Here is a 13,782-nt window from a genome sequence, read left to right on the forward strand (position 1 = left end):
GGCAGTAAAAATCGAAGACCATCGCCGCATCAGACAGGACTCCGACCCATGCTTACAAGCAGGCTCAAAGAGGCGCGACTCCGCGCGGGCCTTTCCCAAGAAAGGCTGGGAACGCTTGCGGGGCTGGATGAGATGTCTGCCAGTTCGCGAATGAACCAGTACGAGCGCGGCAAGCACACCCCCGGATTCTTCCTGATCGAACGCCTGGCACAGGCGCTGCACATGCCGCCCCCCTGGTTCTACACCCGGGACGACGACATGGCCGAGCTGCTGCTCGCCTATAACGACTTGTCGCCCGAACTCAAGGAAAAGGCGTTGTCGTACCTGCGCGACCTGGCACGCAGGGATAAGAAAGAAGCGGATGCGGCCGATGGCGAGCAAGGCCAGGCCCAGGACCGCGCCGCGCATGGCCCGGTTCCGGGCGCGGGATCGGACGGCGCGGGGGCGGCCGGCGACTCGAATGGACAGGACGGCGGCACGGATGGCCGCCCGCCAGGCACCGAGGCGGATGCCCCAGCCCACCGCGGGGCGGACGCCCCGTCCGACCCGGCTACATATTCCCGATCATCACCCGGCCAAAACCGGAACAGGAGACCTGCTCGGCCCCCTGCATCAGACGAGCGAAGTCGTAAGTAACCTTCTTGGCCAGAATGGCCTTTTCCATGCTGGCGATGATCAGCTCCGCGGCCTCCACCCAGCCCAGGTGACGCAGCATCATGGCGGCAGCCAGGATTTCCGAACCGGGGTTGACATAGTCCTTGCCCGCATACTTGGGCGCCGTCCCGTGCGTGGCTTCGAACATGGCGACGGAATCCGACATATTGGCGCCCGGCGTGATCCCGATGCCGCCCACCTGCGCGGCCACGGCGGCCGAAATGTAGTCGCCGTTCAGGTTCAGCGTGGCGATGACGTCGAATTCCCCCGGGCGCAGCATGGACTGCTGGAGGAAGGCATCGGCCATGATGTCCTTGGCGACGATCTCGCGGCCCGTCCTGGGGTTCTTGAAGCGGCACCAGGGACCGCCATCGATCTGTTCGGCCGCGAACTCGTCACGCAACAGCTCGTATCCCCAATCGCGGAAACCGCCTTCGGTATACGTCATGATGTTGCCCTTGTGCACCAGCGTCAGCGTCGCCCGGTCATGATCGATCGCGTATTGCGCGGCCTTGCGCACCAGGCGGCGCGTTCCCTCGCGCGAAACCGGTTTGATGCCGATGGCGGAGCTGTCCGGGAAGCGCAGGTGGCGGCAATGCACGTGGTTCTGCAGGAAGTCCACCAGTTCGCGCGCCTGCGGCGAACCCGCGGGAAACTCGATGCCCGCGTAGATGTCTTCGGAGTTCTCGCGGAAGATGACCATGTCCGTCTTCTCGGGCTCGCGCAAGGGCGCGGGCACACCGCGGAAATAGCGTACGGGCCGCAGGCAGACGTACAGGTCCAGCTCCTGCCGCAACGCGACATTGAGGGACCTCACGCTGCCGTCGGTACGGGCCGCCGCCAGCGGCCCCTTGATGGAGACGACATAATCGCGCACCGCCTGCAGGGTTTCCTCCGGCAGCCATGCGTCCGGCCCGTACAGCTGCGTCGCCTTCTCGCCCGCGTAGACCTCCATCCAGTGGATACGGCGGCGTTCGCCGTAGGCCTTCGCGACCGCCGCGTCCACCACCGCCATCATCACCGGCGTAATGTCCACACCCACGCCATCGCCCTGTATGTAAGGGACGATGGGCTGATCCGGCACCTTCAGCGTGAAATCCGCATTGACGGTGATTTTCTGGCCCCCCTCGGGAGGCTGGATATGCTGGTACGACATGGACGCTCCGAAGCCTGCTGGCATGTGCCCGCCATTCTATATCCAGGCGGGCGCGCGCACGGCAATGACTATCCCGGGAGTAGGTAAAATGGGCCATCGTGGGGCGCTCGCCCCGTTTCCCGCTGCTGTTCCGGTACCGCCATGTTCAATCCGTCACGCGACCAAGTCCGCGAATTCTTCATCGAAGCCTGGCGCAAGCACAAGGCGGCGGAGGTCCAGACCCCGCTGGAATCCATGGCGGTGGACTGGATGGCGCAGCATCCCGAATACCACGGCGATCTCGAAAGCCCGGACGCGATGACCGCCGAGTACCCCGTCGAAAAAGGCCGCACGAATCCGTTCCTGCACCTTTCCATGCACCTGGCGATCGCCGAACAATTGTCCATCGACCACCCCCCCGGTATCCGGGCCGCCTACCAGCGGCTGGCCGCGCGGGGCGACGCGCACCAGGCGGTCCATGAAATCATGGAATGCCTGGGCCAGGTCGTCTGGGAAGCGCAGCGGCTGGGTACCCCGATGGACACCGACACGTATATCGACCTGATCCGGCAGCGCGCCGAGCGCTGAAACGCGTAGCGCGAGCCATCGGCGAAACGGAGCGCGCCGCGGATGCCGGTGGGCATGCCTCTCGCCCACCGCCGGCGCGCAGCTTTACTTGCGGGTCCCCAGATCGCTGGGCAGGCTGGACAACCATGCCGCCACGTTGCCGATATCGGCATCGCTGAGCTGCACGGCGAACGCGCCCATGATGGGATTCTTGCGGATATTCGCCGTGGCCGGCGCGCCGGACTGCCCGCGCCGATAGGCCTTCAGCGCATGCGCGAGGTAGTCTTCGTGCTGGCCGGCCAGGATCGGATACTGAGGATCCGTCGGCGACTTGGCGTCCGCGCCATGGCAGGACGCGCAGTTGAATTTTTCGAACACCGCCTTGCCGGCGGCCAGGTCTTCGCCGTGCGATGCCGATGCGGACAGGCCAAGAAGCACCCCGGCGAGGGTGAGGATCGTGCGTTTCATGGATGCCCCCGTCATTTGAGATTGGCGTAATACGCGGCGATATCGGCGATGTCCTGATCGGACAGGCTGCCCGCGACGGCATCCATGGTGGGATGGCTGCGCTCGCCCTTCTTGTATGCGTTGAGCGCGTTTTCTATGTATTTGGCATTCTGCCCGGCGATCATCGGGACGCGATAGACCTCGGGAAATGCGGTCTTGTAGTCGGCGATGCCGTGACAGCCGATGCACATCGAGACTTTGTCCCGACCGGCCTGGGCGTTGCCGCCCTTGGCGGCATCCGCGGCGTGCGCCACGCCGGCGCCCGCACAGGAAATCCAGACGGCAAGCAGGCAAGCCGTACGCAATACAGGGGTTCGCAACTTCATGAATTGGCTCTTGATATGGCGACTTTGGTTGCTGGAACTTCTGGAACTGCCTTGCTGAACTGCCCGCGGACCGGCCTCCCCCGGGCCGCAAACCGGTCGATTGTACGATAATTACTCCATTGCCAACGGCGGGGTCGGCCCGCCATTGCCCCCTACCGGACAACACGAGGCCTTATCTTCATGCCCGCAGCTTCCTCCCCGGCCACGCCGCGCTTCGAAGGCACGGACCGCTACGTCGCGACCGAAGACCTGAAACTGGCGGTGAACGCCGCCCTGACACTGCAACGGCCGCTGTTGATCAAGGGGGAACCCGGCACGGGCAAGACCATGCTCGCGGAAGAAGTGGCCAGGGCGCTGGGCCGGCCGCTGCTGCAGTGGCATATCAAATCCACCACCAAGGCACACCAGGGCCTGTACGAATACGATGCGGTATCGCGCCTGCGCGTCTCGCAGCTGGGCGACGAAAAAGTCCGCGACATCCGCAACTACATCGTGCAAGGCGTGCTGTGGCAGGCGTTCGAGGCGCCGGAGCCCGTCGTGCTGCTGATCGACGAGATCGACAAGGCCGACATCGAATTCCCCAACGATCTGCTGCGCGAACTCGACCGCATGGAATTCCATGTGTACGAAACCCGCCAGACGATCGCGGCCCGTCACCGCCCCCTGGTCATCATCACGTCGAATAACGAAAAAGACCTGCCGGACGCCTTCCTGCGCCGCTGCTTCTTCCATTACATCCGCTTCCCGGACCGCGACACCATGCGCGACATCGTCGGCGTGCATTTCCCGCAGTTGCGGGCAGACGTCCTGCGCGCCGCACTGGACACCTTCTTCGCGTTGCGCGACGCGCCGGGCTTGAAGAAAAAGCCGTCGACGTCGGAACTGCTGGACTGGCTGCACCTGCTGCTGGCCGGCGACATCCCGGCCGGACAGATCGAGGCCCACGCCGCCACAGCGGTGCCCTTGATGGCGGGCGCGCTGCTGAAGAACGAGCAGGACATACACCTGCTGGAACGCCTGGCGGCGATGACCCGCTCGGGCCAGCGCCGGTAGCGCGACATCGCCGGGCCTCGGGTACCGCCATGCTGATCGACTTCTTCTATCACCTGCGCGCGCACCGGCTTCCCGTTTCGGTGCAGGAATACCTGACCCTGCTGGAAGCGCTGCGCCAGCCCCTGATGCCGCCCACGCTGGACGAGTTCTACCACTTGTCGCGCATGGCGCTGGTCAAGGACGAAACCCTGTTCGATCGCTACGACCAGGCTTTCGCCGCCTATTACCGCGGCGTCGCGGCCACCCTGCCCCCGGACAAGCAGATTCCCCTGGACTGGCTTATCAAGCAGTTCGAGCGCACCCTGACGCCGGAGGAAAAAGCCGCGATCGAAACCCACGGATGGGACAAGCTGATGCAGCTGTTCAAGGAACGGCTGCAGGAACAGACCGAACGCCATGCCGGCGGCAGCAAGTGGATAGGCACCGGCGGCACCTCGCCGTTCGGCAATGGCGGCTACCACCCCGAAGGCATACGCGTGGGCGGCGATTCCGCCGGCAACCGCAGCGCCGTCAAGGTCTGGGACATGCGCCAATTCCGCGACTACGACGACACGCTGGAGCTCGGCACCCGCAATTTCAAGGTGGCGTTGCGGCGGCTGCGCCGCTTTGCCAGGCAGGGCTCGGACCTGGAGCTGGACCTGGACGACACCATCGCCAGCACAGCGCGCAACGCCGGCCATCTGGACCTGCGCCTCGTGCCGGAGCGGCGCAATACCGTGAAGGTACTGATGCTGCTGGACGTCGGCGGCAGCATGGACGACCATATCGCCCGCGTCGAAGAATTGTTCTCCGCGGCACGCAGCGAATTCCGGCACCTGGACGTTTATTACTTCCACAACTGCCCCTACGAGCGGTTATGGCAAAGCAACCGGCGCCGCCAGAGCGACGGCTTCGATACCTGGGACATCCTGCGCAAGTACAACGCCGACTGGCGCCTGATCATCGTCGGCGATGCCACCATGAGTCCCTACGAAATCCTGCAGCCCGGGGGCTCCGTGGAGCACATGAACAAGGAAGCGGGCGCGGTATGGATGCAGCGCCTGCTGGACGCCTGGCCCAAGGCCGCCTGGCTGAATCCCGAGCCGACCGCCTCCTGGCCCTATCGCCAATCCATTGCGATCCTGCGGGAAATCATGCACGACCGCATGTATCCGGTCACCGTGGCGGGCCTGGAGCAGGCCATGCATCTGCTGTCCAAATAAGCGGCCTGCGCGGCATATCCGACACCGTTCCGCGGGCGGCGCCCGCCGTCCACCGAATGGTTCGGCTAGCCGTCCACAGGATGGTTCGGCGTGTCCAGCAATAGCTGGTAGAACGCCACATCCAGCCAGTGGCCGAACTTGAATCCCGCCTGCCGCACGGTACCGGCATGCGCGAAGCCCAGTTTTTCGTGCAGCGCGCAACTGGCCTGATTGGACGAATCGACCGCCCCGACCATCACGTGCAACTGCTGCGAGCGGGCCCGTTCGACCAGGGCGCGCATCAAGGCCTCGCCCAGGCCGCGGCCGCGATAGTCCCGGTTCACGTAGACGGAATGTTCGACGGTGTACTTGAAGGCCGGGAAGGCGCGAAAGGTGCCATAGCTGGCAAAGCCCATCAGCGCGCCCTCGTCGTTTTCCATGCCGATCACCGGAAAACCGCCCTTGCGCTTGGTTTCGAACCAAGCCTGCATCGTTGCCGCGGTACGCGGTTGGTATTCGTACAGGGCCGTGGACGTCAGGATGGCGTCGTTGAAGATTTCCAGGATGGCGCCGGCATGGCGCTCGTGGCGGCAATCGACCAGGATCATGGGGTAGTCATCGGCACCGGATTATTTGGGCGCGGCCATCACTTCCGAATCCAGCCGCGAGCGCGGGAACGCGTTGTCCGGATTGCCGGGGACGAATTCCACGACCATGGCGCGATCGTGCTGGTAGACGAAATAGCGCGCGTTCTTCATGCCCGACAGGCGTACCGCGCGCGCCAGGGCATCGATGTCGTTCAGGCTGAGCGCCGGGTCCACCAGCACGGCGACCGGCGTGGCGGGCCCGCGCTTCTTGTCCTTCGCCACGGCGGCCAGCGCCATGCCCAGTTGCTTGCCGTCCAGCCGGCGCGCGTCCGCGTCCACCGTGTATTGCGGCGTTCTCGCGCCCTTGGCCGGGGGAAAGGTATCGACGACCACGGGCGAACGCGCGGCGGCGGCGGCGCACAGGCTCCAGGCGGCCAGCAGGAAAAGGATTTTCTGGAAAAGCTTCATCTCGAATTCAGTCCTCGTTGTGCGTTGCGTGATGCCTACCCGCGCGCGGGTAGGAATATACCTTGGCGATATGCCGGCCCCCAACCGGCCCGCGCGCGGCCGCCGTGAAATTCGCCACGGAACCCGCCCGGGCGGGCCGGAACCTATCGCGCCGTATACACTCCAACAAATTCATTCATCTGCAGGGAAACCGGTCCATGCCCATATCCACCCCCGCATTGTCGCGCCATCTGAAGACATTGATTTTCTCGTCCTTCCTGGCTTTTCAGGCCGGCGCTGCAACGCTGCCGGAGGGCACGACGGAAGTCGCCTCGGTGGAGGGCATCACGGAATTCCGCCTGAGCAACGGGCTGCGCGTGCTGCTGGCGCCGGACGACTCCAAGCCGACCACCACCGTCAACATGACGTATTTGGTGGGATCGCGCAACGAGAACTACGGCCAGACCGGCATGGCGCACCTGCTCGAGCACATGATGTTCAAGGGTACACCCACCACCCGCAACGCGATGGGCGAATTCTCGCGCCGCGGGCTGGCCGCCAATGGGTCCACATCGGGCGACCGCACCAACTACTTCGCCAGCTTCGCCGCCAACCCCGAAACCCTGGACTGGTACCTCGGCTGGCAGGCCGACGCCATGGTCAATTCGCTGATCTCGCGCGAAGACCTGGACTCGGAAATGACTGTCGTGCGCAACGAGATGGAAAGCGGCGAAAACAGCCCTTTCCGTATCCTCATGCAGAAAATGGAAGCGACGGCCTACCAGTGGCACAACTACGGCAAGGACACCATAGGCGCGCGTTCGGATGTCGAAAACGTCGACATCGCGCAGTTGCAGGCGTTCTACCACGAGTACTACCAGCCGGACAACGCCGTCCTGATCGTCGCCGGCAAGTTCAATCCCCAGGACACCCTGGATACGATCAGCAAGACACTGGGCAAGCTGCCCAAGCCGACCCGCACGCTGCCCCGCGAATACACGGTCGAGCCGGTGCAGGACGGCGAACGCGAAGTCACACTGCGCCGCGCCGGCGGTACGCCGCTGGTCGCCGCCATGTACCACATCCCCGCCGCCGGCAGCCCGGATTTCGCGCCGCTGGACCTGGCGACGACCATGCTTTCGGATACGCCTTCCGGACGGCTGTACCGCGACCTGGTGCGCCGCAAGCTGGCGTCGGACGTCTTCGGGTTCACCATGGAACAGCGCGACCCCGGCGTGGTGCTGTTCGGCGCCCAGCTGGAGCCGGGCATGAACCAGGACGCCTCGCTGAAGGCGCTGACCGGCGCCCTGGAATCCGTGGCACGTACGCCCTTCACCCAGGAAGAACTGGATCGCGCGCGCAGCAAATGGCTGCGCGACTGGGAGCAGACCTATAGCGATCCGCAGAAAATCGGGGTCGCCCTGTCCGAAGCCATCGCCAGCGGCGACTGGCGCCTGTTCTTCCTGCAGCGCGACCGAATCCGCGACGCCAAGCTGGCGGACGTGCAGCGCGTGGCCACGGAGTATCTCGTACCCAGCAATCGCACCGCGGGCCGCTACATCCCGACCGCCAAGCCCTTGCGCGCGCCGGCCAACACGCGGGTAGACCTGAGCGACACGCTGAAGAACTACAAGGGGGATCCCGGCTACGCCCAGGCCGCCGCCTTCGATCCCGCACCGGCCAATATCGACAAGCAGACGATCCGGCGCACCCTGTCCCTGCCCAATGGCAAGGTCGATGTCGCGCTGCTGCCCAAGCCCACGCGCGGGCACCGCGTGCGAGCCAGGCTGCTGCTGCAATTCGGCAATGTCGACACCCTGAAAGGCCAGCGCGCCGTGTCCGATGCCGTGGCCGACATGCTGGATCGCGGCACCTCCAAGCTGTCGCGCCAGGCCATCCAGGACCGCTTCGACAAGTTGAAAGCGGACGTCAACTTCAGCGGATCCGGCACCAACCTGTCGGTGTCGATTTCGACCACGCGAGACAATCTGCCCGCCGTCGTCGCCGCCGTGCTGGACATCCTGCGCAACGCCAATTTCCCGCAGGCACAGGTGGACGAATACAAGGCCCAGGCCGTCACCGCCATCCAGAATGCCATGAACGAACCCTCCGCCCTGGCGCTGCGCGCGCTGGCGCGCGAGGACAACCCGTGGCCCAAGGAAGATATCCGCTACGTGCCGACCTTCGAGGAATCGCTGGCCAGCGTCCGCGCCCTGTCGCATGACGTGCTGGCCCGCTTCCACAACCGCTTCTACGGCGCCGGCACCATCGCGTTCTCCGCGGTCGGCGACTTCGATGCCGAGGCCACCGAGGCCACGCTGAAGAAAGGCCTGGCGGGCTGGAAGCGCGGCGCGCCGTATACCCGGGTCCCCGACCCCTACCGCGCGATCCCGGCGCAGACCTTCGACATCCCCACGCCCGACAAGGCGAACGCCTTCTACGCCAGCCGCCTGCCCCTGCCCTTGCAGGACACGTCGGCGGATTTCGCCGCCCTGTACATGGCGAACTACCTGCTGGGCACCTCGGAAACCTCGCGGCTGTGGAACCGCGTCCGGGAAAAAGACGGTTTGTCGTACAACGTACGCAGCAGCCTGTCGGTATCGTCCTTCGAACCGCGCGCCAGCTGGACGGTCTACGCGATCTACGCACCGGAAAACCGCCAGCGCCTGGAACAGGCCATCTCGGAAGAACTGGCACGCGCCCGCAAGGACGGTTTCACCGAAGCGGAAATCCACGACGGCATCGCCTCGCTGCTGAACTACCGGCGCCTGGCGCGTGCCCAGGACGACGTGCTGGCCAGCACCTGGATCGACTACATCCGCCGTGGCCGCACCTTCGCCTGGTCGGCCGACATGGACAAGCAGATTGCAGCCCTGACCCCGGCGGCGGTCAACGACGTCCTGCGCAAGTACCTGAAGCCGGAAGACTTCAGCACGGCGGTGGCCGGGGATTTCAGCAAGGCGAAGAAGTAAGCGGCTGAGGGCCGCGCCGGCCGTCACCGGCGCGCGGCGGCTCCGACGCCTGGGGCAGGCGCCGCGCCCGCCGGCCACGGCATACGGCCGAGGCGCCGTGATGCCGCTCGCCAGCTCAGGCCGCGGGCAGGTTCCGCACGCGAGCGCCCGGGGCCAGCGGCGTATCGCGCAGGCGCAAGCCCGTGGCGTCCGCGATGGCGTTCGCCACGCAGGCCGATGCCGGCCCCTGGGACGCTTCGCCCGCGCCCAGGAAAGGCGTGCCGGGACGGTCGATCAAATGCACTTCGATGTGCTCGGGCACATTGGAGAAGCGCAGGATCGGATAGGTGCTCCAGTCGAACGTCGTGACACGCCTCTTGTCGAAATGCAGCTGTTCGTACAGCGTCCAGCTGGTGGACTGGATGATGCCGCCCTCCACCTGGTTGCGCACGCCATCCGGGTTGACGATCTGCCCGGTGTCGATGGCGGCAACGGCGCGATGGATGCGCACGTCGCCCGAGTCGCGATCCACCGTCAGCTCCATGCCGATGGCCAGGTAGGCCATCAGGTTCTTGTACATGGCGAAGGAAAAGCCGAAGCCGCGCCCCGGTTCGCGCTTGCGTTTGGGATCCCAGCCGAAGCGTTGCGCCGCCAGCTGGATCACGTCGCGGGCGCGGGGATCCTTCAAATGCCGCAGGCGGAACTCGACCGGGTCGGCCTTGGCCGCCGTGGCGAGTTCATCCATGAAGCTTTCGATGGCGAAGATATTCATATAGGCGCCCAGCGACCGCATCGCCGACACGCGCAGCGGCATCTCGGGAATGAAGTGGTGCAGCACCTTGGTATTGGGGAAGGCGTACAGCGGAATACTGTTGCGGTCGCCGCCCCCTTCGGGCATGGGGATCGGCACCGGCGGCGCTGGCGTGAAAGGCTGGGCAAGCGCCCACGTCGGAATCATGCGGCCGGCATTGTCGATGCGCAGGTTGTGGCCATTGCTCCAGATCTCGTACTGCCAGTCGACGATATTGCCCTTGGCATCCAGCGAGGCCTGCACTTCCGTCACCATGGCCGGACCGGCCGGCTCCCAGGTGTGTTCCTGGTCCCGCATCCACTGGACGCGCACCGGGCGCCCGGGCACCGCGCGGGCAATCAGCGCCGCATCGGCCGCCACATCGTCGGCGCCGTTATGACCGTAGCAGCCCGAGCCTTCGACGTGGACGCAGCGTACTTTTTCCTGCGGCAGCGACAGCATCTCGGCCAGGCCCTTGCGCAGCGGGAAGACCCCTTGCGTATGCGTCCACACCGTCATCGAATCGTTGTCATACTGCGCCACTGCGCAGGACGGCCCGATGGAACCGTGCGTCAGGTAAGGCTTGGAGAAGCGTGCTTTCAAGGTCTGGACCGCCGGGGCGGCCGGCCCCTTGTGGTCGGCGACATCGATTTCGCGGGACGGCAGCGTCTTCAGGTAATCGTGGATGCCGGCCTCGTCCGGCAGGACGTAGGTCTCTTCCCATTGCGCGGACTGCGCCAGCGCGCGCATGGCGACGATCGCCTGCCACTCGTCCTGGGCGACCACGGCCAGGTAATTGCCGTCGCGCACCACCTTGACGACGCCGGGCATGGCTTGCACCCCGTCGATATCGGCCTTGAGCAGGCGCGCGCCGTAGGAGGGTTGCCGCACCACCCGGGCGTGCACCATGCCGGGCAGGCGCATGTCCTGCACGTAACTGGGGCCGCCGGTGACCTTGCCCGGGATATCGACGCGCGGCATCGACTGGCCCAGCACGGTGTGGGTGCGGGGATCCTTCAGCGGCGAATCCGGCTGCGCCGCGCGATGCAGGTCCAGGCCGGACACGGCCTCGCCGTAGGTCAGACGCCGGCCGTCCATGGCCTGGATGACGCCGTTGGCTACCTTCAGCGTGTCGGCGCTGGCCTGCAGCCGCGTCGCCGCCGCCTGCACCAGCAGCCCGCGCACCTGCGCCGCTGCATTCAGGATGGCGGTGCCGCTGTCGGCCAGGGAATGGCTGCCCGCGGTGTAGCCTTCGTTGGGCGTGCGCGCGGTATCCGCGGTGATCAGGTGCACCGCTTCCGGCGCGACGTCCAGCTCCTCCGCGGCGATCTGGATGAACGCCGTCCGCACGCCGGTGCCCAATTCGGCCTTGCCGGTGAAGACGGTCAGCTTGCCGGTCTGGTCCAGCCGGATCCAGGCGTCCAGCATGGGGGTCGTGTTCAGGTTGCCCGGCAGCCTGGGGCCCTTGCGGGCTGCCTCCTGCGCCATGACGGGCATATGCGGCAGCAGCGAAAAGCCCACCGTGATGGCACCGGCCGCCAGAAAACGGCGGCGCGTGGGATCGTGAGGAAGATCGCGCGGCGCGTTCATTTGGCGGCTCCCGCGGCAGCGGCTGCCTGGCCGCCGGAGGTACCGGCGGCGCGCATGGATTCCGCCGCTTGCGAGATGGCGGCGAGGATACGCATATGCGTACCGCAGCGGCACAGATTGGGCTGCATATGCGCGCGGATCTCCGCGTCGGTCGGCGAACTGTTGCGGTCCAGCAGCGCCTGCGCGCGCATCACCATGCCGGCGATGCAATAGCCGCATTGCGCCGCCTGCTTGTCGATAAAGGCCTTTTGCAGCGGGCCGGGATGTTCGGCGGTGCCCAGGCCCTCGATGGTGCGGACCGGCCTGCCCTGGACCGACGAGGCGGGAAACTGGCAGGAAAACACCGGTTCGCCGCCGACGATGACCGTGCACGCGCCGCACTGGCCCATGCCGCAGCCGAACTTGGCGCCATTGAGTTCAAGATGGTTGCGCAGCGCATACAGCAGGGGCATCGACGGATCGATATCCAGCTCGTGCGCAACGCCATTGACGTTGAGGGTAATCATTTGGACGTGTTCTCCTTGCGGATCTTCGCCACCGTATCGTCCAGGTTGGCCCAGGCCGGGCGCTGCGCAATGTGCATGCGCGTATAGGCCAGGATGTCGGCGACCTGCTGATCGTTCAAGGTGTGCGCGAAGGAAGGCATGTAGTGGGAAGCGGCCGAGCCCCGCAGCGGTATGCCCTGCAGGACCAGATTGATGGCATTGCGCGGGCTGTCGGCATTGACGACCGAGCTGGCGGCCAGCGAGGGGCGGTCGCCGATCAGTGTCATGGGCGCGGAGGCCGCGTGGCAGGCCGCGCAGGTGGACGCGAACAGCGCGCTGCCGCGTTGCAGGCGTTGCGCTTCGGTCTGGTCCGTCGCCCGGGCCGGCACGACTGCCGGCGTGGCCGACGCGGCCGGCGGTTTGGCCGCCGGGGCGGCAGCGGCCGTCTGGCCGTCCAGCGACAGCAGATACACCGCCATGGCGCGCACATCGCTTTCGGCGACCAGGCCAAGCTGGCGGGTCACCGGCTCCATCGGGCCGGCCGCCGCGCCGTGCTGGCTGGCCAGGCCGGTGCGCAGATAGGCCGTCAACTGGTCGACGGTCCAGGGGGGCTGCTTGTGGCCCAGCGCGTTCAGGGGCGGCACATCCCAGCCTTCGATGCTGCCGCCGGCGAAGGGTTTGCCGCTGTCCTCGGCGCCCAGCGTCGTCATGGGCGTATGGCAGGCCGCGCAGTGTCCCGGGCCTTCGACCAGGTAACGCCCGCGCAGCCATTCGGCGCTATGCGAGGCGTCGTCCGCCAGCGGGCCCGGATGCAGGTACAGCAGGTTCCATCCCGCGATCAGCGGCCGGAAACCCAGCGGGAAGGCCAGATCGTTGTCGTGGGCGACCGCCTTGACCGGCGTGCGCGTCATCATATAGGCGTACAGGTCCTTGATGTCCGCGTCCGACATCCGCGTGAAGTGCGGATAGGGAAAGGCCGGGTACAACAGGTGCCCGTCGCGCGACACGCCCTCGCGCATCGCCCGCGTGAAAGCCGCCAGGGACCAGCGGCCGATGCCGGTGTCCGGATCGGGCGTGATGTTGGTGCTGTAAAGCGTGCCGAAAGGCGTCTCCAGCGGCGCCCCGCCCGCATAGGACTTGCCCGTGGCCGACGTGTGACAGGATATGCAGTCGCCCGCCGCGGCCAATTGCGCCCCGCGCCCGATCGAGCCGGCGTCGAAAGACGCGGCCGCGGGCGGGTCGATCGGATCGATGGCGTTGCGGTATGCGAAAGAACAGGCGGCGACGCCTCCCAGCACCACGATCGCGAGCACACCTGCCGCGATGGATCTACCTTTCATCCGAACCTCTGCAATGCGAAAACGGCGGTGGGGCGGACTGTAGCGCCGGTCCCTGACATTCATTTGAAATCCGACAGGGCTTCCATAATCTGGATGTTTGGCGCGATATCCGCGCTTGCCATGGCACGATAGGCGATCGGCGCGGCAATGGCGAGCCTCTTGATATTCA

The 13,782-nt window shown here is 66.0% G+C and carries 13 protein-coding genes; 5 read left to right on the forward strand and 8 right to left on the reverse strand.

Annotated elements, in window-relative coordinates:
• The first annotated feature begins 48 nt into the window (after positions 1-48).
• On the forward strand, positions 49-636 hold the full coding sequence (locus ACO1P8_RS04890) for a helix-turn-helix domain-containing protein (RefSeq protein WP_486294788.1): 588 nt from the start codon (positions 49-51) through the stop codon (positions 634-636).
• Here ACO1P8_RS04890 and icd read toward each other — a convergent pair.
• A complete protein-coding gene (icd, locus tag ACO1P8_RS04895) occupies positions 551-1,810 on the reverse strand; it encodes an NADP-dependent isocitrate dehydrogenase (RefSeq protein WP_486294789.1) in 1,260 nt (419 codons plus the stop codon). The two genes, ACO1P8_RS04890 and icd, sit on opposite strands and share 86 nt — an antisense overlap.
• Positions 1,811-1,951: 141 nt before the next feature.
• Here icd and ACO1P8_RS04900 point away from each other — a divergent pair, with 141 nt between their 5' ends.
• Complete coding sequence (locus ACO1P8_RS04900; protein ID WP_486294790.1) at positions 1,952-2,377, forward strand: DUF1841 family protein; 426 nt, start codon at positions 1,952-1,954, stop codon at positions 2,375-2,377.
• Positions 2,378-2,461: 84 nt separating this feature from the next.
• On the opposite strand, the gene ACO1P8_RS04905 is transcribed toward ACO1P8_RS04900, so the two are convergent.
• Both ACO1P8_RS04905 and ACO1P8_RS04910 read right to left on the reverse strand, forming a co-directional pair.
• Complete coding sequence (locus ACO1P8_RS04905) at positions 2,462-2,824, reverse strand: c-type cytochrome (RefSeq protein ID WP_176464069.1); 363 nt, start codon at positions 2,822-2,824, stop codon at positions 2,462-2,464.
• An 11-nt stretch (positions 2,825-2,835) separates the two neighbouring features.
• Complete coding sequence (locus tag ACO1P8_RS04910) at positions 2,836-3,189, reverse strand: c-type cytochrome (protein WP_094843376.1); 354 nt, start codon at positions 3,187-3,189, stop codon at positions 2,836-2,838.
• A gap of 180 nt (positions 3,190-3,369) precedes the next feature.
• On the opposite strand from ACO1P8_RS04910, the gene ACO1P8_RS04915 reads away from it, so the two are divergent.
• The gene (locus ACO1P8_RS04915) at positions 3,370-4,242 is read left to right on the forward strand and encodes an AAA family ATPase (RefSeq protein WP_486294791.1); all 873 of its coding nucleotides are present in this window, start codon (positions 3,370-3,372) and stop codon (positions 4,240-4,242) included.
• 29 nt (positions 4,243-4,271) lie between these two features.
• Positions 4,272-5,444, forward strand: a complete 1,173-nt coding sequence (locus tag ACO1P8_RS04920) for a vWA domain-containing protein (protein ID WP_486294792.1) — start codon at positions 4,272-4,274, stop codon at positions 5,442-5,444.
• 65 nt (positions 5,445-5,509) lie between these two features.
• Here ACO1P8_RS04920 and ACO1P8_RS04925 read toward each other — a convergent pair whose 3' ends face one another.
• Complete coding sequence (locus ACO1P8_RS04925; RefSeq protein ID WP_486294793.1) at positions 5,510-6,031, reverse strand: GNAT family N-acetyltransferase; 522 nt, start codon at positions 6,029-6,031, stop codon at positions 5,510-5,512.
• Between the two features lie 21 nt (positions 6,032-6,052).
• Entirely contained in the window at positions 6,053-6,478 is a 426-nt protein-coding gene (locus ACO1P8_RS04930) for a hypothetical protein (RefSeq protein WP_486294794.1), read from the reverse strand.
• Positions 6,479-6,681: 203 nt separating this feature from the next.
• On the opposite strand from ACO1P8_RS04930, the gene ACO1P8_RS04935 reads away from it, so the two are divergent.
• Positions 6,682-9,429, forward strand: coding sequence for a M16 family metallopeptidase (locus tag ACO1P8_RS04935; protein ID WP_486294910.1), 2,748 nt, complete (start codon positions 6,682-6,684; stop codon positions 9,427-9,429).
• A 115-nt stretch (positions 9,430-9,544) separates the two neighbouring features.
• Here the strand turns inward: ACO1P8_RS04935 and ACO1P8_RS04940 are convergent, their stop codons facing one another.
• The 3 genes from ACO1P8_RS04940 to ACO1P8_RS04950 are packed head-to-tail and all read right to left on the reverse strand — an operon-like array spanning position 9,545 to position 13,613.
• Positions 9,545-11,788 carry a xanthine dehydrogenase family protein molybdopterin-binding subunit gene (locus tag ACO1P8_RS04940; RefSeq protein WP_486294795.1) on the reverse strand — a complete coding sequence of 748 codons (2,244 nt, stop codon included), beginning with the start codon at positions 11,786-11,788 and terminating at the stop codon, positions 9,545-9,547.
• Positions 11,785-12,294 carry a (2Fe-2S)-binding protein gene (locus ACO1P8_RS04945; protein ID WP_094843382.1) on the reverse strand — a complete coding sequence of 170 codons (510 nt, stop codon included), beginning with the start codon at positions 12,292-12,294 and terminating at the stop codon, positions 11,785-11,787. The genes ACO1P8_RS04940 and ACO1P8_RS04945 overlap by 4 nt, the downstream gene beginning before the upstream one ends.
• Positions 12,291-13,613, reverse strand: a complete 1,323-nt coding sequence (locus ACO1P8_RS04950) for a cytochrome c (protein WP_486294796.1) — start codon at positions 13,611-13,613, stop codon at positions 12,291-12,293. The genes ACO1P8_RS04945 and ACO1P8_RS04950 overlap by 4 nt, the downstream gene beginning before the upstream one ends.
• Between the last annotated feature and the right edge of the window lie 169 nt (positions 13,614-13,782).

Source organism: Bordetella sp. (genome assembly GCF_057362025.1).

Excerpts from the sequence above, each read along its gene's own strand:
- ACO1P8_RS04890 (WP_486294788.1), top strand. The coding sequence starts at position 49 with ATGCTTACAAGCAGGCTCAAAGAGGCGCGACTCCGCGCGGGCCTTTCC.
- icd (WP_486294789.1), bottom strand. The coding sequence starts at position 1,810 with ATGTCGTACCAGCATATCCAGCCTCCCGAGGGGGGCCAGAAAATCACC.
- ACO1P8_RS04900 (WP_486294790.1), top strand. The coding sequence starts at position 1,952 with ATGTTCAATCCGTCACGCGACCAAGTCCGCGAATTCTTCATCGAAGCC.
- ACO1P8_RS04905 (WP_176464069.1), bottom strand. The coding sequence starts at position 2,824 with ATGAAACGCACGATCCTCACCCTCGCCGGGGTGCTTCTTGGCCTGTCC.
- ACO1P8_RS04910 (WP_094843376.1), bottom strand. The coding sequence starts at position 3,189 with ATGAAGTTGCGAACCCCTGTATTGCGTACGGCTTGCCTGCTTGCCGTC.
- ACO1P8_RS04915 (WP_486294791.1), top strand. The coding sequence starts at position 3,370 with ATGCCCGCAGCTTCCTCCCCGGCCACGCCGCGCTTCGAAGGCACGGAC.
- ACO1P8_RS04920 (WP_486294792.1), top strand. The coding sequence starts at position 4,272 with ATGCTGATCGACTTCTTCTATCACCTGCGCGCGCACCGGCTTCCCGTT.
- ACO1P8_RS04925 (WP_486294793.1), bottom strand. The coding sequence starts at position 6,031 with ATGATCCTGGTCGATTGCCGCCACGAGCGCCATGCCGGCGCCATCCTG.
- ACO1P8_RS04930 (WP_486294794.1), bottom strand. The coding sequence starts at position 6,478 with ATGAAGCTTTTCCAGAAAATCCTTTTCCTGCTGGCCGCCTGGAGCCTG.
- ACO1P8_RS04940 (WP_486294795.1), bottom strand. The coding sequence starts at position 11,788 with ATGAACGCGCCGCGCGATCTTCCTCACGATCCCACGCGCCGCCGTTTT.
- ACO1P8_RS04945 (WP_094843382.1), bottom strand. The coding sequence starts at position 12,294 with ATGATTACCCTCAACGTCAATGGCGTTGCGCACGAGCTGGATATCGAT.
- ACO1P8_RS04950 (WP_486294796.1), bottom strand. The coding sequence starts at position 13,613 with ATGAAAGGTAGATCCATCGCGGCAGGTGTGCTCGCGATCGTGGTGCTG.